Source organism: Pseudorhodobacter turbinis, assembly GCF_005234135.1.
GTDB lineage: Bacteria > Pseudomonadota > Alphaproteobacteria > Rhodobacterales > Rhodobacteraceae > Pseudorhodobacter > Pseudorhodobacter turbinis.
Window position 1 is genome coordinate 872,313 of sequence record NZ_CP039965.1, and the last position, 19,260, is coordinate 891,572.

The 19,260-nt window shown below is 54.3% G+C and carries 15 protein-coding genes, 1 tRNA gene and 5 pseudogenes; 8 read left to right on the forward strand and 13 right to left on the reverse strand.

Annotated features, from left to right (window positions below; all coding sequences use genetic code 11):
• Positions 1-89 precede the first annotated feature (89 nt).
• Positions 90-307, forward strand: a pseudogene (locus EOK75_RS16635) (hypothetical protein); the annotation flags it as partial.
• A 327-nt stretch (positions 308-634) separates the two neighbouring features.
• Here EOK75_RS16635 and EOK75_RS16640 read toward each other — a convergent pair.
• The gene (locus EOK75_RS16640) at positions 635-1,606 is read right to left on the reverse strand and encodes an IS110 family RNA-guided transposase (RefSeq protein ID WP_137195151.1); all 972 of its coding nucleotides are present in this window, start codon (positions 1,604-1,606) and stop codon (positions 635-637) included.
• Positions 1,607-1,818: 212 nt separating this feature from the next.
• Here EOK75_RS16640 and EOK75_RS16645 point away from each other — a divergent pair, with 212 nt between their 5' ends.
• The 5 genes and pseudogenes from EOK75_RS16645 to tnpC all read left to right on the forward strand — a co-directional run.
• A complete protein-coding gene (locus tag EOK75_RS16645; protein ID WP_137195152.1) occupies positions 1,819-3,009 on the forward strand; it encodes a hypothetical protein in 1,191 nt (396 codons plus the stop codon).
• Positions 3,006-4,214, forward strand: coding sequence for an MFS transporter (locus tag EOK75_RS16650; RefSeq protein WP_168199278.1), 1,209 nt, complete (start codon positions 3,006-3,008; stop codon positions 4,212-4,214). The genes EOK75_RS16645 and EOK75_RS16650 overlap by 4 nt, the downstream gene beginning before the upstream one ends.
• Positions 4,215-4,480: 266 nt before the next feature.
• Positions 4,481-5,848 (forward strand): NAD(P)-binding domain-containing protein, encoded by a 1,368-nt coding sequence (locus EOK75_RS16655; RefSeq protein WP_137195154.1) that lies wholly within the window; start codon positions 4,481-4,483, stop codon positions 5,846-5,848.
• Positions 5,849-6,098: 250 nt separating this feature from the next.
• Positions 6,099-6,788, forward strand: a pseudogene (locus tag EOK75_RS16660) (IS6 family transposase).
• Between the two features lie 6 nt (positions 6,789-6,794).
• Positions 6,795-7,485: pseudogene (tnpC, locus tag EOK75_RS16665) on the forward strand (IS66 family transposase); the annotation flags it as partial.
• Between the two features lie 102 nt (positions 7,486-7,587).
• Here tnpC and EOK75_RS16670 read toward each other — a convergent pair.
• The 6 genes and pseudogenes from EOK75_RS16670 to EOK75_RS21895 form a co-directional block, all read right to left on the reverse strand.
• Positions 7,588-9,045: a sensor histidine kinase gene (locus tag EOK75_RS16670; RefSeq protein ID WP_137195155.1), complete on the reverse strand. Its 1,458-nt coding sequence runs from the start codon at positions 9,043-9,045 to the stop codon at positions 7,588-7,590.
• A gap of 759 nt (positions 9,046-9,804) precedes the next feature.
• Positions 9,805-10,608 (reverse strand): annotated as a pseudogene (locus tag EOK75_RS16680) (IS110 family RNA-guided transposase); the annotation flags it as partial.
• Positions 10,609-10,647: 39 nt separating this feature from the next.
• A protein-coding gene (locus tag EOK75_RS16685; protein ID WP_137192138.1) for an IS3 family transposase occupies positions 10,648-11,735 on the reverse strand; the annotation gives its coding sequence in 2 pieces (ribosomal slippage) (positions 10,648-11,474 and positions 11,474-11,735; 1,089 coding nt in all).
• A gap of 72 nt (positions 11,736-11,807) precedes the next feature.
• Positions 11,808-12,032, reverse strand: a pseudogene (locus EOK75_RS21450) (IS110 family transposase); the annotation flags it as partial.
• Positions 12,014-12,829: an IS3 family transposase gene (locus tag EOK75_RS16695; RefSeq protein ID WP_420821937.1), complete on the reverse strand. Its 816-nt coding sequence runs from the start codon at positions 12,827-12,829 to the stop codon at positions 12,014-12,016. The pseudogene EOK75_RS21450 and the gene EOK75_RS16695, both read right to left, overlap by 19 nt.
• A 63-nt stretch (positions 12,830-12,892) precedes the next feature.
• Positions 12,893-13,168, reverse strand: a complete 276-nt coding sequence (locus tag EOK75_RS21895) for a transposase (protein ID WP_420821938.1) — start codon at positions 13,166-13,168, stop codon at positions 12,893-12,895.
• Positions 13,169-13,268: 100 nt separating this feature from the next.
• On the opposite strand from EOK75_RS21895, the gene EOK75_RS16700 reads away from it, so the two are divergent.
• On the forward strand, positions 13,269-14,090 hold the full coding sequence (locus EOK75_RS16700; RefSeq protein WP_205965507.1) for a hypothetical protein: 822 nt from the start codon (positions 13,269-13,271) through the stop codon (positions 14,088-14,090).
• Between the two features lie 66 nt (positions 14,091-14,156).
• Here the strand turns inward: EOK75_RS16700 and EOK75_RS16705 are convergent, their stop codons facing one another.
• The 4 genes from EOK75_RS16705 to EOK75_RS16720 form a co-directional block, all read right to left on the reverse strand.
• Entirely contained in the window at positions 14,157-14,843 is a 687-nt protein-coding gene (locus EOK75_RS16705) for an IS6 family transposase (protein ID WP_137195159.1), read from the reverse strand.
• A 263-nt stretch (positions 14,844-15,106) separates the two neighbouring features.
• A complete protein-coding gene (locus EOK75_RS16710) occupies positions 15,107-15,874 on the reverse strand; it encodes a hypothetical protein (RefSeq protein ID WP_137195160.1) in 768 nt (255 codons plus the stop codon).
• Positions 15,875-15,878: 4 nt separating this feature from the next.
• A complete protein-coding gene (locus EOK75_RS16715) occupies positions 15,879-17,534 on the reverse strand; it encodes a hypothetical protein (protein WP_137195161.1) in 1,656 nt (551 codons plus the stop codon).
• On the reverse strand, positions 17,534-17,803 hold the full coding sequence (locus tag EOK75_RS16720) for a spike base protein, RCAP_Rcc01079 family (RefSeq protein ID WP_137195162.1): 270 nt from the start codon (positions 17,801-17,803) through the stop codon (positions 17,534-17,536). The genes EOK75_RS16715 and EOK75_RS16720 overlap by 1 nt, the downstream gene beginning before the upstream one ends.
• Before the next feature lie 499 nt (positions 17,804-18,302).
• On the opposite strand from EOK75_RS16720, the gene EOK75_RS16725 reads away from it, so the two are divergent.
• A complete protein-coding gene (locus EOK75_RS16725; protein WP_137195163.1) occupies positions 18,303-18,755 on the forward strand; it encodes a hypothetical protein in 453 nt (150 codons plus the stop codon).
• Here EOK75_RS16725 and EOK75_RS16730 read toward each other — a convergent pair.
• A tRNA-Val gene (locus tag EOK75_RS16730) sits at positions 18,726-18,800 on the reverse strand. The genes EOK75_RS16725 and EOK75_RS16730 overlap by 30 nt on opposite strands.
• Positions 18,801-18,813: 13 nt before the next feature.
• Positions 18,814-19,248 carry an HU family DNA-binding protein gene (locus EOK75_RS20925; RefSeq protein WP_168199279.1) on the reverse strand — a complete coding sequence of 145 codons (435 nt, stop codon included), beginning with the start codon at positions 19,246-19,248 and terminating at the stop codon, positions 18,814-18,816.
• Between the last annotated feature and the right edge of the window lie 12 nt (positions 19,249-19,260).

The window sequence follows — 19,260 nt, forward strand, 5'->3', positions numbered from 1 at the left end:
CTGCGTTGCTTCCTAGCCTCCAGACCCATTAAATTGGTTGAGGACTGGCGGCGCGCGTGATTCAATTCCCACTGAGCATGGGGGGAATTATGAGTAATCTTTACTGGCTGAGCGAAGACCAAATTGCGCGGCTGCGGCCTTTCTTTCCGAAGAGCCATGGCAAGCCACGGGTGGATGATCCGTTGCCCGGCAACGGTTGGTTTTCAAACCGTGAGAGCGGGCGGGTTTTGAGCGGCATTATATTCATTAACCGCAATGGTTTACGTTGGAGCGACGCTCCGAAAGAGTAGGCCCGGCCAAGACCCTTTTGTGGTTGCCGCCCATATTGCAAGAAGTTTTTGACCCTGTTGGGGTGTGATCGAGTGCGAACTTTTGTCAGGCCTCAAGATGCGGCATTTCCAAAAGCCGCGGGCCGGGATGGTGATCAGCGGATCGGGTCCAAATCTCTACACCGAGCTTTCTTACTCTCAGGGTCTTACTGGTTTTCCCTATCCGGATCTGTTCGATCGTTTTGCCCATTCAGGTCGTCGTCTTCTTACACTCCCTTGGCACCGTCGCTAGCAGGTTGACATGAACATCATGCCGAGCCCACCAGCGCCGGATCCCTGTAATCTTCGTTCTTCGTTAGCATCGCCTATATTTGGCGGGCCATTTTGTTGGCCAGCGCGATCGCAAGCAGCATCATGGGTTTGCGCTCCAACATTCGTGACAACCAGCTGCCCTCCAAAATGGTTCGCTGCCCAAGCCAGCCTAATCGCGACATTGCGCCAATGATCAGGAGACGTCGGATATCGGCTTGGCCAGCCTTGGTCATCCGCCCCAAACGTTCCTTGCCTCCAGAAGAATGTTGCTTGGGAACAAGACCCAACCAAGCCGCAAAGTCGCGTCCAGTTTTGAACTGTTCCATGTCTGGGCCGAAAGCTTCCACGGCAACGGCCGTCAGCGGTCCAACACCCGGCATGGTCTGAAGCCGGCGCGCCCTGTCTGACTCGGCGGCCAGCGTCTTGAGTTTTGTGGTGCGCTCGATGACACGCGCCGTTTTTTCTGCAATCTGCGTCAGCAGATCCAAGCACTCCTCGCGGATAAGTGCATGCAAGTCGACGGTCTCATCTTCTACAAGGGCCGTTATGCGATTGAGGTGGTGCATTCCTACGGGAAACACATGTCCGTGCTCATATAGAAGCGCCCGCAATGCATTTACATCCGCGGTCCGCTGATGAACCAGTCGTTCACGGCCACGGAATAAGGCTGCGCGAGACTGCTGTTCGACCGTTTTGGGTTCAACAAAACGCATCTCCGGCTGGCGGGCAGCGATGACGATCGCTTCAGCATCAGCAGCATCATTTTTCTGACGTTTAACGAACGGGCTAACGTACTGTGGCGCGATCAGTTTTACCTCATGGCCAACTGCTTCCATCTCGCGCGCCCAGTAATGCGCGCTGCCGCAAGCTTTAAAAATGACCAGGCAGGGCTCCTGCTGAGCCATGAACACAGAAAACTGCGTTCGCGTCAGCCTTTTGCGGAACTGAACCTCCCCCGTTCGAGGGGGACCATGAACCTGAAAAACATTCTTTGCCAGATCGACCCCAATCATCATATCCTTCATCTCGCCGTCCTCCTCTTCGCGTGGCGTTGAACAACACCACTTTGGCACATTACGATGCCGTCTTGGGAGGGCGGCACCCACTCCATCTCTACAACCGTTGGAAGTGGTGGGGTGACATGGGCGTCTTCGCCCGAATGATGGACGGATTGGCCCCAATGGCCCTGACCGAAAAGCTCGATCTGAGCATGGCGCAGTGTCGATAAGGATCGCCGATGTTGAATATCTTAATCTTGGGTGTCGCCGTTCTCGCCGGGGCGCTTATGTTGTGGCCACGTGTCGCGAATGCCCCTGTCTGGCGCGCAACGATTACGCCCCTTGCCTCGATCATCGGAAGCGGGTTCCTTGTCCTCGGCCCGATCCTCGATGTCAGTTTCGGGGCCTTTGCGCCCGCGGTCATGCTGGGCCTTTGTGTGGTCGCATATTTATTCGGCAGTGCGATCCGCGCCAACATTGCCCGCATCGATCAACCGGCCGAACGCCAAAGCCTTGTCGTAAAAGCCGAGACCGTCGCCTCTGCGGTTCTCGCCTTCGCTTTCATCATCTCTGTCGCGTATTACCTGAACCTTTTTGGCGCATTCGGTGTCAGCCTTACCGCAGTAGACGATGGTTTTCATGCGCGCTTGCTGACCACTGCTGTTTTCCTGCTGATTTTGGTCGTTGGCTGGACCAAGGGGTTTTCGGCCTTGGAGCGCATGGAGCAAATCTCGGTTGGTATCAAACTGGCGATCATTGCGGGGTTGCTGTTCGGTCTTGCCGTTCATTTCGGCAAGACAGCCCGAGGGGGCGGGCTGGAGTTCGAACCCGCGAGCGTCAGCGGATGGGCCGCAGTTACGCTTATGGCCGGTTTGCTGGTGACCGTGCAGGGGTTTGAGACCTCTCGCTATCTTGGCGCGACCTATAATGCACGGACGCGGATCCGCTCGATGCGGCTGGCACAATGGCTTTCTACCGCCATCTACTTGGTTTATATCGGCCTTTTGACATATGCTTTTGATACCAGCACATTGACGCTCGATGAAACTGCGATCATCGATCTGATGGAAGTCGTCTCTCCCATCCTGCCGATGCTGCTGGTTGCCGCGGCCCTAAGCGCACAATTCAGCGCCGCCGTGGCCGACACAAGCGGCTCGGGCGGTTTGATCGCCGAGATCTCAAAAGGAAAGGTTTCCCCAAAGCTTGCATATAGTATGCTGGTGGGGGTTGGTCTTTTGCTGACATGGACTGCGAATGTATTTGAAATCATCAGCTATGCGTCACGGGCCTTTGCGGCCTACTACGCCATTCAAGCCGCCATTGCGGCGCTGTCCTCTCAGGCGCAGGGGCTGCGGGGCAAGACAGTATTGTTCGGCGCAATGGCGGTTTTAGGATGCGCCATCGCCATTTTCGGAGAACCTGTCGAATGAGCGGAAAACGCGCCGGCATAACAGCATTGGTCCTGACCACCTTTTTCTATTTGTTCGAGTTTGTTACCCGCATCGAACCCGGCCTCGCCATTGAGGCGATCGCCACCGATTTCAACCTGGCGCATGGCAGTGTCGGAACCTTGTCGAGCATTTTCTTTTGGGTCTATGCTCCGATGCAGTTGGTGGTGGGCGTTCTGCTTGACCGATATGGCGCGCGCCCTCTGATCGTTCCGGCCATTGCGGCCTGTGCCTTGGGCGTGTTGCTTTTTGGTTTGGGCAACGATCCGGCGGTTGCTGCAGTGGGGCGTATCTTGACCGGTTTTGGGGCGTCTTTTGCTTTCGTTGGGGCGCTCTATGTCGTCAACCACAGCTTCGCGCCCGAGCGGTTTGCGGTGCTGTCCGGATTGGTGAATACCGTCGGAATGCTCGGGACCGCAGTGGGGGCGAACCTGCTGGCGAATGCAATCAGTACTTACGGGTGGAGACCGGTATTCGACACGACGGGCATTGCCGGATTGGTGCTGTTTGTCTTGGCATTCCTGTTTCTAAGGGGGCTGCCAAAACCGATCGCGGTTGGGCCGCCGGATCGTATTACCGCAGCATTTTCAGGGCTTTACGATATTCTTGCAAGCCGTCGTATCTGGATTATCGCGCTGACAGGGGCCCTATACTACATGCCTATCAATGTCTTTGGCGGGTTGTGGGGGCAAAGTGACCTTGTGAATGATCACGGACTGGAACCGGTCTCGGCCGAGATGGCCGTCTCGATGATCTATTTCGGCATGGCGCTGGGGAGTGTCGGCGCCGGTGCTGTTTCTGACTGGCTTGGCCACAGAAAATGGGTCATCGCATCAAGTGCGGCGCTTTCGGGGTTGGCCTATGCCTTCGCGATCTACTTCGAGACGTCTTCGGTCGCATTGATTGGCGGTGCGCTTTTTGTTGCGGGCGTCTTTGGAGGCGCGCAAATGCTTACCTTTGCCATGGCAAAAGAAGGCCGGCCCACGGCAGAAATCGGAAAGGTCATTTCCTTTATCAACATGATCGGGATCGCCTCGGCCATCCTGTTCCAGCCATTGATCGGTTGGCTGATCGATATGACCGGTGACAATTATCACAGGGCGATGTCGGTTGTGCCCCTCTGTGCAATCGCCGCCGCGTTCTTGATCCTGTTCGTCAAAGAATGGCGCCACCCAGACCACCGATAACCACGTGAAAAACAGTCGTAATGCGGCTTTAACGCGGCCTGTTCCGCGATGGGGTTCAACTTCCTGACCAAAACAGGTAAGGATACAAGTGTGTTCAAAATTGTAGCGCCGGATCGACTTCGGCGCAGGGTGTAGATGCACCATGGAGAGTCTGTTTGAAACAGGCTCTTTGTTGGCCTGCCATCGGATTGAACCAGCATAATCAGACCGCAACCTTCCCCGATTTTTTCGGAGGGGATGTCGGCATACAAAATGAGGAAAACGCAATGACAGCAAAGAGGGTAGCCATCATCGGTGCCGGGCCATCTGGATTGGCCCAATTGCGGGCATTTCAATCTGCCCGCCAAAATGGCGAAGACATTCCGAAAATCGTTTGCTTTGAAAAGCAGGACGACTGGGGAGGTTTATGGAACTACACTTGGCGCACAGGGCTCGATATCCACGGGGAGCCGGTTCATTCGTCGATGTATCGCTATCTTTGGTCAAACGGCCCGAAGGAAGGTCTGGAATTTGCCGATTACTCTTTTGAAGAGCATTTTGGAAAACAGATTGCCTCCTATCCGCCGCGGGCTGTCTTGTTCGATTACATCGAAGGTCGTGTGAAAAAGGCCGACGTGCGCGACTGGATCCGTTTCAATACGCCGGTGCGTAACGTCCGCTATAATGCGGCCGACGGAACCTTCATCGTCACCGCGCATGACCACCTCAAGGACAGCACCTATGAGGAAACCTTTGATCATGTGATCTGCGCTTCCGGCCATTTCAGCACGCCGAACGTCCCCTATTACGAGGGTTTCGAGGATTTCAACGGCCGCATTCTTCACGCGCATGATTTCCGCGACGCGCGCGAATTTGAGGGCAAGGATCTGCTTATCCTGGGCGCCTCCTATTCCGCCGAGGATATTGGCTCGCAGTGTTGGAAATACGGCGCCAAATCGATCACCACATCCTACCGCAGCGCGCCAATGGGCTTTGACTGGCCTGACAATTGGGACGAGGTGCCCGGTTTGGTCAAGGTGGATGGAAATACCGCATATTTCAAGGATGGCACCTCACGCCACGTTGACGCGATTATCCTGTGTACCGGCTACAAGCACTTTTTCAACTTCCTACCTGATGATCTGCGGCTGAAAACGTCGAACCGGCTGGCAGCGGCGGATTTGTACAAGGGCGTGGTTTTTGTGAACAACCCGAAGATGTTCTATCTGGGCATGCAAGACCAGTGGTTTACGTTTAATATGTTCGACGCACAGGCGTGGTGGGTCCGCGATGCGATTATGGGGAAGATCGAAATTCCATCGGATATCAATACCCTGAAGGCTGATGTCGCAGATCGCATCGCAAGAGAAGATGCAGCTGTCGGTGACAAGGGCGCGATCCAGTATCAGGGCGATTATGTTCAGGAGCTGATCGCGGAAACCGATTACCCAAGCTTTGATGTGCAGGGCGCTTGTGAAGCATTCTTCGCGTGGAAAAACCACAAGAAGGAGGCCATCATGGAATTCCGCAACAAGTCCTACAAATCGGTGATCACCGGAACCATGGCACCTGCGCATCACACACCCTGGAATGAGGCGCTCGACGATTCACTGGAGTCCTATTTGCAGGACGATGTCCTTTCCAAGACAGCCTGACGGCATTGCCGCGCGGTGATCAATCTCCTGACGCGGCGTAGCTAAAACTTGTGCCACCTCCCGGTGTTTCCACACGAACATCGGGAGGTGGCCTACGGACGTCATGCCTTGCGGAGGAGACTGGCGATTGCGATGCGGATCTCGCAGGTCAGGCGTCCGGGCCGGTTCTGTCGCAAACTTTTGCGATCTTTCGTTTGTTGGCTGATTTTGCGACATGGTTCTCAAACAAGCAAGCAACAGGATGTATCGGATGTCGGTTGATTTCAAGGGAGCCCATTATCCTAAAAGCGTAATCCTGTGCGCGGTTTATTTCTATGTGCGATATAGAGTTTCCTAACGCGACCGGGAAGGAATCATGGAGGAGCGTGGAGCTGAAGTTGACCATGCAACCTTGAACCGTTGGGTGGTTAAGTTTGCGCCGCTGATGGCGGCACAAGCGCAGTCCCGCAAGAAGCCAACCGCCAAATCTTGGCGCATGGACGAAACCTACATCAAGGTTAAAGGCAAATGGACCTATTATTACCGGGCGGTCGACAACACAGGAAAAACCCTTGATTTCATGCTGTCTGAGCGTCGCGACAAGGCGGCGGCCCGTCGATTTTTCAAGCGCGCGATTGGCAAAAATGGCGTGCCTGACCGTGTCGTCATCGACAAGAGCGGCGCCAATCTGGCGGGTCTGCAAAGCATCAATGTGATCCTGAAGTTCACGGGCTCAGGCAACAGCATCAAGATCCTGCAGGTCAAATACCTCAACAACATTATTGAACAGGACCACCGCTTCGTAAAGCGGATCACGGGCCCAATGCTTGGCTTCAAGGCCTTCCATTCTGCCGAGGCTACCTTGGCTGCGGTCGAGACCGTGCACATGAATGACCCGAAGGGGAAAATCTATGCCAACGGCCTCACCGCGTTTCAGCAGTTTGCTGCGCTCGCAGCATAGGTATGTCCAGGCTATGCCCGCACTCAAACTCCAACAAAATTTGCGACAGAACTCATTTTGAAAGGCTTCTCAGGCATCCTCCAAGTGGACGGGTATGCAGGATACAATCGCCTGCTCAAACGTGTCGATGATAGGGTTGCGCTGGCTTACTGTTGGGCCCACGCACGCCGCAAACTGCACGAAGTTGCACAATCTGGCACTGCCCCCATCGCCAAAGACGGGTCAAAACAGATCGCTGTACTCTACCGGATCGAAAAGGATATCCGAGGCCTGGCATCCGGGGTGCGACTGGCAGCACGGCAAGACAGATCAGCACCGTTGATTGCCGCGTTTGAAGCGTGGCTCACAACCAATCGCGCCCGGCTGCATGCAAAAGCCCCTTTGGGCGAAGCGCTCAAATACATCGCAAAATACTGGGATGGACTGTGCCTGTTTCTGACTGACGGTCGCATCGAGATGGACAATAATACCGTGCGAGCGCACAATCCGGCCCATCGCTTTGAATCGCAAAAACGCGCTCTTCGCTGGCCACGACGCCGGAGCCACAAACTGGGGCGTCATCGCTTCCTTGATCGAGACCTGCAAATTAAACGGTGTCGATCCGCATGACTATCTGACCGATACGCTCACAGCCATCGTCGCAGGCCACAAACAGAACCAGATCAACGACCTGCTGCCGTGGAATTACGTCAAATAGGTGGGATCGGCGCAACGCTTACCTTGCTGCGATGAGAATGGGCCGGTGATTGTCAAAGGAGTTGCCCACCGACTTCATACGGCGTCTCTGATTTCAGGGGGATTACCGCGACTGGATCAAATCACCCAAATTGGACCCATAGGCGCTGACGTCAGGCAGACAAGACAAATGATCAGCGGGCAGTATTACAGTAAAAGCACTGCCTACACCTTGTGTGCTTTCGACTGCAATCGAGCCGCCCATGGCACGACAGAGACTGTCCGCGACGGTTAGGTTCAGTCCGGTACCGCCGTAACGACCGGTAGTGCCGCATCGGGACGTCGAGAACGCCTCGAAGACCGATCGGGCGGTCTCTGGATCGAGACCTTCGCCGGTATCAGCAACGACGATACAAAAAACCCGCGTCTCTGCGTCCCACTGCTCACGAACCGAAACCGTAATCGTACCATCCTGTGTATGCTGAGCGGCATTCTCCAAGATACCTTCTAGGATTTCACGTATCCGGTGCGCGTCGGTCCAAACATTTGCGGGTGTATCTTCAAGATTTAGCACGATCGTATTGCTGCGTGACTCGATTGTCTCACGCAGCCGTTCGACGACGCCCCGCACGAGGGGCTCTATGGCGCAAGGCTGTATGTCGAACTCCATCTGGCCTGCCTCTACTTTGGACAGATCAAGGATCATGCTGATTAGACGGACAAGGTAGCGGCCCGCGTCGACGATATGTTCTACGTCCTGCCGTAGCTGCCCATCGCCAACGTCGTCAGCATCGTCCAACAGCAATTCGCCATATCCGATGATCGCATTGAGTGGGGTACGTAACTCGTGACTCATCCCCGCCAGGAACGTTGATTTGGCCGAACTGGCTTTGTTCGCTATCGCCACCGCTTGGCGTAACTCGATTGCAAGGTTGCGGCGGTGCTTGACTTCGACCTCAAGCTTGGCCCCTGCGTCAAATATTCTGGCAAAGTAGATTGCCATCACTGCAACGTAGCAAAGAGTAGCCACCGTCGAAACAGCACCAAGACCACGCAGCGCCGCAAGGGACATGTCGTTCTGCTCTGGCGGGAAAAGCAAATAGGCAGCCAGGAAGATGACGCCTGAAACGCCTGAGGTAATGATGAGATGAAATTTCAGATGCCGATCTCCACCCATATAGAACACCGACAAGATCGGGATGATCATAACCCAACCCAGTGTGGGCGAAGTGGAGCCGCCATTGTGGAAGCAGCTCCATAGAACCGCAAAGTGCAGGTTGAGGATCGAAGTCAGGACGAGGCAAGAATATTTTACGCCCATGCGCAAAAGAAACGGGAAGATCCAGAACCCTAGGATGCTGACGAGCAAAATGATAATGTCGAACCCCGGCGTCGGGTCGAAAACGTAGAGAGCTAGAGGAACAGTCGAGCCCATGAAAGGGCCGAGGATGTGACTGATCAGAAACATTCGAGCGCTATTCGCCACATCACGGTCGGACAGGAGCACAGCGGGCATGAAGAAGCTTGCAAGCCGAGCATAACCAAGGACTATCTTGGCGAAAACTGCTCTTGTTTGGGACATTAGACTAAGCTCCGCAGTTCGACAATGATGCCTTGGTATTGCGGAAACAAGCCGCGCGGCGCCTTTGCTGTGCCATTAGTCGTCCACAAGGGTTAACGTTTGATGAGTTTTGTTTATTTTTTGGGGATGTCCGCATATCGTGTTGGGATCTCCTCATCCTGAAAGTCCACCAATCAGAATAATCCTCTTCCGTATTAGTCCAGAAAGCCCCAAGTTCTTTCAAAGGAACATAAAGGAGACGAAGGTTCATGGAATGGAAGCAAAGAAACGTCCGGGACGTTGGCTGAGATGATCTGCGGGAGTCAAGATCCGGGCTCTTACTTTCATTATCGTTCCAGCACATATCTCACGGAGTTCTTTGAGGATTGCGACCTTAGCTTTGGACCTGTCGCGCTTTCGTGCCGCTCCAAGTGCTCGTTTAAGCCACCTTTCGTTCAAAAGCGACCGGACTTTTCCAACCCAATGCTGAGTGGCGTCGTCGCGGATTGTAGAAGCCGTGTGTGGATGCCCCTTTCAATGCAAGAAGTTTTTCAGATTGCTTGGAACAAGTGATCAGTGCAGTCGTGTGTCCGGCCTTTGAATGCGGCTTTCACACGCCGCTGGCCTGTATGGTGTCCGTGGATCGGGTCCAAATCGTTGATGCGAGCACAAGGCTCCTGGCTTCTATCTGGTTTTCCCAACCCCGTCTTATGACCGTTGTTCCTTACTCTCCTTCGCCCTTCTCACATTGCCGGTTTACTCCAACGCATGGTGCAAAGCTTATGTAGCCAGCGGTGGAATTCGATAGTTCTCTTTTGTGGTTGTTAACGCCCAAACGGTACGGGCAAGCTTGTTTGCCAGGGCAGTCGCCACCAGCATACGAGGCTTGCGCGCCAGCATCTTGGCAAGCCATGATCCAGGTGGTGGACCTTTCCGGATGGCCCAACGGATGACGGCCATTGCGCCTGTGATCAGCAATCGCCTTATATCGCGCTGCCCCATTTTTGAGGTTCTACCCAGGATTTGTCGCCCACCGGTCGACTTCTGCCTTGGTACAAGCCCGCACCAAGCTGCAAACTCACGCCCATTAGAAAATTCTTCCATTGGTGGCGCGAAGGCCTGAATGGTCGTAGCACACATAGGCCCAACTCCGGGGATCGTCATAAGCCGTGATGTTGCTTCATCTGTTTTTGCTCGGCCTTTGATCTCGTGATCCAGCACCACAATCCTTTCGTCAAAAAGAGCGATCTGATCAATGTATGCTTGGCAAAGGCTTAGAATTTGCGCGGGCAGGTCAACCGCGACTTCATCAAAGCTGGCTATTATTCGTCTAAACTGAACCATCCCTTGAGCGACGACGACACCGTATTCTGCTAAATGACCCCGCAAAGCGTTTACCAACTGGGAGCGTTGGCGGACAAATAAATCGCGTGTTCGAAAGACCATGCCCTGCGACTGTTGTTCTGCGCTTTTGACCGAGACGTAGCGCATCGTCGGGCGCGATGCCGCCTCAGCGATCGCTTCTGCGTCATTTGCGTCGTTCTTTTGACGCTTCACAAACGGCTTAACGTAAACAGGTGGAATGGTAATCGCCCCCTTTTTAACGGGGTGCATCTGTAGAACTTACGCGGCCATTTTCAGTTTCATAGCGGGTGTGATGCCGCCGATGCCCATGTTCGGGCGGTCGTTGTTATATGTCCAGAGCCATTGTGTGGCCTGATCCTGAGCCTCCTCGATGCTTTCGATGATGTATTGATCCAGCCATTCATGCCGAACCGTCCGGTTGTAGCGCTCGACATAGGCGTTCTGCTGGGGCTGTCCGGGTTGGATGTGCTGGATCGTAACACTATGTTTCTCAGCCCATTTTCTCAGTGTTTCGCTGATATATTCCGGCCCATTGTCGACCCTGATCGTGCCCGGTTTTCCGCGCCATTCGATAATGCGATCAAGGCTGCGGATGACCCGTTCGGCAGGGAGCGAGAAATCAACCTCGATCCCCAGCCCTTCGCGGTTGAAGTCGTCCAACACATTCAAAAGCCGAAAAGCCCTGCCGTCGCCGAGGCGATCCGCCATGAAGTCCATGGACCAGGTCACATTCGGTCTGTTCGGGACCGCCAGAACGTCAGGCTTCTCCCGTTTCAGCCGCTTGCGCGGCTTGATGCGCAGGTTCAGTTCCAGCTCACAGTAGATCCGGTAGACCCGCTTGTGGTTCCACGGATGCCCCTTCACGTTGCGCAAATGCAGGAAACACAGGCCAAATCCCCAAGTCTTGCGCGCATCCGTCAGCCCTGTCAGCAGATCGGCGATCACCTCGTTCTCGTCTTTCAGCTTCGGGCTGTAACGATAGCAGGTCTCGCTGACCTCGAAGGCCCGGCACGCCAGCGCGATGCTGACGCCCCGTCGCTCTACCGCCGTTTCGGCCATCTCGCGGCGCTGAGATGGCCCCGTTACTTTTTTCCGAGGGCTTCCTTCAATAAGTCCGCCTGCATGCTCAGATCTGCATACATCCGCTTCAGCCTGCGGTTCTCTTCCTCCATGGCTTTCATCTGGCTGACCATGGATGCATCCATGCCACCATACTTCGCACGCCATTTGTAAAACGACGCATTGCTCATGCCATGTTCACGGCAAAGCTCGGCCACCGGCACACCACCTTCGGCTTGGCGCAGGATCGCAAGGATCTGGGGTTCGCTATATCTGGTCATTTTCATTCAAAATCTCCTCGTTCATCTTGCCGAGAAAATTCTACTTCCGCAGCCCCTTACTTTCGGGGGGGATTACCGAATAAGGCGCGCCTCGTGGCCAAGCTTGCCAATCTCACGCCCCCAATAATGGGATGTAGCGCAAGCCTCCATCGCAACAACGCACTTTGGAAGCTCACTCAGGAACGCGGTAAGCTGAGGGCGCGACAATTTCTTGCGGAACACGACAGAACCATCAGCGGCAGCCCCGTGCAGCTGGAAGCTCCGTTTTGCTAAATCAATTCCTACTATGCTAACATTCTCCATGGATGCTCTTCCTTTGTATGACAGTTTAAGCTGCTATCATTCTGGCACATTGCGATGCCGCCGGGTGGGGCATCCACCCCATCATTGATGTATTCAAAGATCGCCATCTCGGCCTGCCTGCGCGTTTCCCAAGATCTGCGCCAGATCAGTTCCGCTTTGATGGTTTTGAAGAACGTCTCAACAGCCGCATTGTCATAGCAATTTCCTTTGCCACTCATGGACACTTTGAAGTCGTGCTGTCGCAGGATTTTCTGATAGTCGTGCGAACAATATTGCGATCCGCGATCCGTGTGATGAATGCAGCCCTTCGGCGGCGCTAGGAAGGCTATTGCCATGTTCAATGCCCGGATCGCCAGATCCCGTTTCATGCGGTTACTTATGGCCCAGCCGATCACGCGCCTTGAATGCAGGTCCAGTATCACAGCGAGATACAGCCATCCCTCACGCGTCCAAATATAGGTAATGTCACCAGCCCATTTCTGGTTTGGTTGGTCCGCTGAGAACTCACGGTCCAGCAAGTTCGGCGCAATATTGAACTTATGATTGCTGTCCGTCGTGGCTTTATGTTTGCGCGTTCTGACCACAGATATACTGTTCTGGCGCATCAAACGCCCCACGCGACGATGGCCAATATCCAAGCCTATCTCTTTCAGTTCTTCAGTCATGCGCGGCCTGCCATAGCTGCCAAGGCTGAGACGGGATTGTTCTTTGATATGTGCCAAGGTGACCATATCAGACCGTTGTCTGCGACTGCCTGGGCGGTTAGGCGAGCGCCCGTAATCCGCGCGCGCTGACATTCATGACATGGCACATCCGTCCAATGGAAAATGCAAATTGGTGTTCTTCGATGAATCTAAACCTCACGGCTTTTGACTCGCGAAGAACACCGTGGCCTTTTTTAAGATTTCCCGCTCCTCCTTGAGGATGCGGTTCTCACGCCGAAGCCGGTCATTCTCCTGAGCCAGTCCCAAATCATCTTTCGACACCACACCCGTGTCTCGGTGCGCTGTAATCCACTTGTTCAGCGTCGACATACCGACACCAAGATCATCAGCCACTTGCTTGCGTGTAAGCCCGCTGGTCAGCGCTATACGCACCGCATCTTGCCTAAATTCGTCTGTTCGTTTCAGTCCCATAGTCAGTCTCCTTTGTTGCAATAAATGCTATCAAAGGAGCGGCATCAAACCGCGACAGGTCCAATTTACGCATGACGGCAGCTGGAGGCGGCAATGGGTAATGAGCCGACTTGAGGAAGTTTTGGCGCTTCCTCAGCAAAGAGCGGATGTGCCATCCGATTCATTTATTCGGATCATCCGCAGGTTGCTCGATATGAGCGATGCTCAGCCGGGCGATGAAAATAGGTCCAATGCGCTGGCCGCTCTTAATTCAGTTTTGAAGAGGGAAGGATGGGAAGCGTTCTACGATCAGGACGCCGCTGCTCAGTTACGGCACATCAAGACAAACAGTATTGCTCAGATCGTAAATCCACATCGCCCTCTATCACCGGTCGAAGTTGCTCGAAGCAAGCAGCTTTCTGATTATTTGGAACGGTGCTCCGAAGATGAACTTATTGAGGAAGTTCTTCTACCTCTGTTTCGACAGCTCGGTTTCCACCGCATCACCGCGGCGGGTCATAAAGACAAAGCCATGGAATACGGAAAAGATGTATGGATGAAGTATACCCTCCCTACGCTTCATGTTCTGTATTTTGGCATCCAGGTGAAAAAGGGAAAACTGAACTCGGCAGGTGTGAGTAAGTCTGGAAACGCAAATGTCGCAGAAATACATAACCAAGTCAGCATGATGATTGGTCATGAAATATTCGACCCCGAACTGAACCGCAGAGTCTTGGTTGATCATATGTTCATTGTCGCTGGCGGTGAAATCACGAAACAGGCTAGAAACTGGCTGGGCGGTAAGCTCGACGCCGCAAAGCGATCCCAAGTAATGTTTATAGATCGAGATGACATCCTAAATCTGTTTATCACAACAAATCTGCCTCTCCCTGCCGACGCGCTTCCTCAGCGACCAGATGATCCTGACGAAATTCCGTTTTAACCATCTGGAGTCATTAAGCAGACCTGAAGATTTCAGCGGGCTGCATACCCGCTAGCCTGGGCATACCTATGCTGCGAGCGCAGCAAACTGCTGAAACGCGGTGAGGCCGTTGGCATGGATCTGCCCCTTTCGGGTCATGTGCACGGTCTCGATCGCAGCCAAGGTAGCCTCGGCAGAATGGAAGGCCTTGAAGCCAAGCATTGGGCCCGTGATCCGCTTTACGAAGCGGTGGTCCTGTTCAATAATGTTGTTGAGGTATTTGACCTGCAGTATCTTGATGCTGTTGCCTGAGCCCGTGAACCTCAGGATCACATTGATGCTTTGCAGACCCGCCAGATTGGCGCCGCTCTTGTCAATGACGACACGGTCAGGCAGGCCATTTTTGCCAATCGCGCGCTTGAGAAATCGACGGTCGGCGGCCTTGTCGCGACGCTCAGACAGCATGAAATCAAGGGTTTTTCCTGTGTTGTCGACCGCCCGGTAATAATAGGTCCATTTGCCTTTAACCTTGATGTAGGTTTCGTCCATGCGCCAAGATTTGGCGGTTGGCTTCTTGCGGGACTGCGCTTGTGCCGCCATCAACGGCGCAAACTTAACCACCCAACGGTTCAAGGTTGCATGGTCAACTTCAGCCCCACGCTCCTCCATGATTCCTTCCAGGTCGCGATAGGAAACTCTATATCGTACATAGAAACAAACCGCGCACAGGATTACGCTTTTAGGATAATGGGCTCCCTTGAAATCAACCGACATCCGATACATCCTGTTGCTTGCTTGTTTGAGAACCATGTCGCAAAATCAGCCAACAAACGAAAGATCGCAAAAGTTTGCGACAGAACCCTTACCTTTCCGGCCGCGCATTTATCAAGTTCCGTTTTTTACTTGCGAGACGGGGCGCCTTGAGGATACGTCCGCGCCTTACTGTTCCAATGTGTGGCAAGCGGCAAAACGGCACCACCAACCGGCAGCACCGCCTCACTTCATTCGTCCCAGATCATCAGCAAACTGCATCTGACCTATGTGAACAGGTCAGACCCGGCCTTGCTCAACCCCGTCCCCGGCGCATTCCAGTTTGCCGCATCTCCGCTAAGGTGGTGCAGTTGGGTCAAGCCCGTCACATCGCCTCCGTCCCCGGCAAAGCCCTGCGCATGCGTCCCACCATAAATGGACAGCTCATAGAATTCACCGCGCAAGCTTGCGCTCCTCAAGGCCTCAAAATCCCGAATGGTTGGCAAAGCTGGATTATCCGCAGTTGCCGTCTCGGAGATAATCTCGGCACCATCAATCCAGACCTTTAGAGCAGCACTACTGCCATCATTCGCAGAGAACGAAATAACCAACCGCTTACGGCCGTCCGACATACTGTCGGTCGGCGTGTAAAGACTGGAAAACTCCGGTGAACTTTGCGTGCCCGCGCTGATGCTCAAACGGCGGAACGCAGACCGCGAGTCGTAGACCACTTTCAACGTCGTTGATCTATACTCCATCAACGTGATGGAGCCCGATGTCGCAGCATCAAGGTCACAGTCCAGCACGATGGTAATCGCTTCCGTCCCGGAGGCCAGAACCGGCCCGGAGATATAGCTATCCGATGCCGATTTTGTGGCATAAGGGCCGCTGGTAAGCACTGCAGAAACCGCAACAGGATCCGGCATCCAACCGATATTCCCAACTTGATATAACCCTGCAGCAAGGCCGGTAACATCTTGTGGCCGCGCGCCATCCTCTAGGATGACCGCATTCGCATAATCTGTGTCGCCATCTGGTCTATAAATGAAGGGCATATCTTTATCCTGTGATTGTGAGTTTGCCTGTGCCACCAGCGACCGTAGGCGGCGCGATGCCAGGCATAGCATTGACTGTGAACTTCCCCTCGCCGCCGATCACATCCCATTCGCTTGGTTCTGGATCGACAGGATCAGGTATTTCGAGCCCGACACCGGCAACAGTCCAGCGGGTTTGCGGCTCTATCGGAACACCGGGGTATCCTGTGGCGGCATAAAGTGCAGGATCATGTGCGATCAGACAGTCTTTATACATGCGTGCATCGTAGTCCGCGCTACCATACAGAATGAAGGTGCCATACTGTCCGGTTGTGCCAAAATCCACGACATCCCCATTCGCGACCGGATTGGCCAAATTGACTGAGACCTGCCCTGCAGCAGCATTGGTGATTGCGACGGTTCCCTCGTAATCCGCGCTCAACCCTTGGCCATTGCGCCAGATCGGCAACATATCCCTTTCCGAGAATGTGTCACCACCCCGCCAAAGCGCGAAGCCCATTGCTTCTTGCTGATGCGGACGGGGGCTCGCAACCGACTCGCCACGCAGTTTGCGCATGGTGGTCATCGTCGTCCCGGCAGGCAGTGTCGCGGTGCCCATCACTGTCGAACCATCGCTCGATACGCTGAACTCCAATGCGGACGGGATTTCCATCCAGTCGTAGCAATAGCCTGCATGCGCTGCAATGTGCTGCGCGTAAACTATCTGTCCATCTGCTTCCAGAATTGATGGATGGATATAGGTTTCCCCATATTGATCCTTTACCCCATCTACGTAATCACCAAACAAGCAAACCGCCTGCGACACACCGACCTTGGCGCGGTTGCCATCAAGATAGGGTTGCGCCAGGAAATCCTTACGGACCTGCACGGCCGGGTAGCCGTTTGACTTCGGCATCCCATAGATTACCCCGCCCTCATTATTATAGCCATAATTCGGATTCGGTGGGTCATAGGTTTGCGATGCCGTCATGATTTTCGGATGCAAAAGCATCAAGCCAAGCTTGCAATTATCCCCGAGCAGCCCGTAACCGCGCCCCGTCGTATCAATGATACAACGCTCAATCGTGGACGGATCGCTGTTCGTGAAATCATAGGGCGTGCCATCGCCATTGCGCCCTATAAAATGCGGGTTACGTCGATCGATGAGATACGGCGACACGGATGCTTCTGAATTTGACCAGCAATAGATCGCCAGCTCGGGCTCAAACCCCTCGGCGCGGGCAAAAGCCACTGTCGCCACGTCCTTCGACCCATCACGTGAAGTGTTGTCGTCGTCCAGCATACTGTTCATGCTCGTTCCGGACTTGCTCAGGTCGACCAACACCTGCGGATAGCCCCCCGACACGTAGTGCATCATGTTGAACCACGCCACAGCACCGGCAGACAGCTTGCCTGCATCAATATTATCCTGTGACACATCCACGCGCTCGGGTTCCCCGCTATCGCTATTGTGACCCGAGCGGATAAACACACCTTCCACACCATGCAGCAACTCCGGCACCGGAATCTGCTTATACCTGCTCCCGCCACGCATCAGGGCAATCGCATTTTCGGACTGCCCCAAAACCGCCGTTACCCTCGGACGGCGGGGTGGCACAGGGCCACCACCGCCTGACCGCCTCACCGCGGTCTGCATCAATCCTGAACCAAGTCCCAGCATTAGCGAAGCCCCACGAGGTTTGTCGCTGTTGTGCCAGTCGCATAAACACGCGCCACCCGTACAGGCAGAACAGTACCACCCGGAATGCCCACAAAGGTCACAAGGCCACCACCCTGCATCTCCACCCGCAAATCTCCGCCGCTGCCAACATAAATCGCGCGCGTGGCAAATTCCAAGTCGACTCCATTGCTTGGTGCAATTGCCAAGGCCTTATCCGCAGGCGCGTCAAGACCAGATGCAAAAGTTCCGAATTCATCAACTGCACTCATGTTCGTTCTCCGTTGTTTTCATTTCGCGCCGGACAAGAGACGCCTACATTCACTAGTTTGCGCCCTAACCACCCTGATCAACGGCTACACAAACAATTATGCCTGCGCCGATACGTCCATGATCTGGGCGGGTTCGACCATGCGAGCTTTTTCCAAGACAGCCGCAGGCCCACATGGCTGGAACCGGATCGCTATGGATTGTCCGCACCCACAAGGCCAATCCGTGACCGCTTGCTTTGGATCTGCTTTCTCATTTTCATCACCTTCAGGTTGGCCAATCCACAATGGAACCGCCCAACAACATCACCCACCCGGATTGAGGTTTTGAAAATGCACCGAACGCTGCCCCTGAAACCTCCTTGGCAATCGGTTCAGAGGACGAAAATGAATACGGATACGGACGGTTAGGGAACATCTGCACGCCTTACCACCGCCAAACTGAGGCCCTGATTGAGGCGCTACAAAGAGCCTAAATGAGTCATCGAAAAGGATAGTGACAATGCCAGGGGTTCCGCTGTTTAACGCAACTTATGCAGACAGAAAATTTGCATTTCGGCGCTGGCCTTTCGGCACCACCGTCAACCGGAACGCCACCACTGCGGTGGCAATCGATTGCGCAGACGGGAAAAGACGAAGGACCACCTCTATGGAAGAAGAAAACGGCGCAGCTAACCACATCGACCGCCGCCCACCCTACGATTCAGAGCGCGTCATGCTGGCCAGCAAAGATTGGGTTGAAGGCGGCTACCAAGCTATCAATGCCCGCAACACGACCGTTCCCTCCTCACCCAAAGAGCGAAAATGGGCGCAATGGGCCTCTATCGCAGCGGCTCTTATCTGGAGCGCGGTCGTGGTGGGCGTTGTCGAATGGGGTAAATTGTTTAAAATTATTCAGTCCCAAACACCGAACATATTTCAAAAATGGTGGGTGATAAGGGATTTGAACCCCTGACATCTTCGATGTGAACGAAGCGCTCTACCACTGAGCTAATCACCCGACAGTGGGTGGTTTAATCGTTGTCGCCCCCAGCTGCAAGTCCCTCTTTAGGACCGTCATGCAAGCCGGTTTTCGCACCCGACCGGCGCAGTTTAAGGATAAGGACCTCGGTCCCACCCTCGGCTTTCTGGCGGTTTACCTTCATCTTACCCAGAGGTGGGACGTTCAGCTCTTCTCCCGCTGAAAGCGCATCGCCAAGAACACCCAAGGACGCCTCCAAGATCAACTTAACGTCCTTCTTTTTGACACCCGTCGCTTTGACAATCCGTTCCACCAACTCTTGCTTTTTAAGCATATGCGGCTGGTCAGCACCCGCATTGGCCAGCTTCGGCGCATCAGCACTTGCAGCCCCCTGCACCGAAACGGTCGGAACGATCACCGTCGCTGGCTTGATGGCCGCTGTGCGTGTCTTTTTTGCATTCGGGACGACTGTATTTGGTTTCGCCATGATGGAACCTGC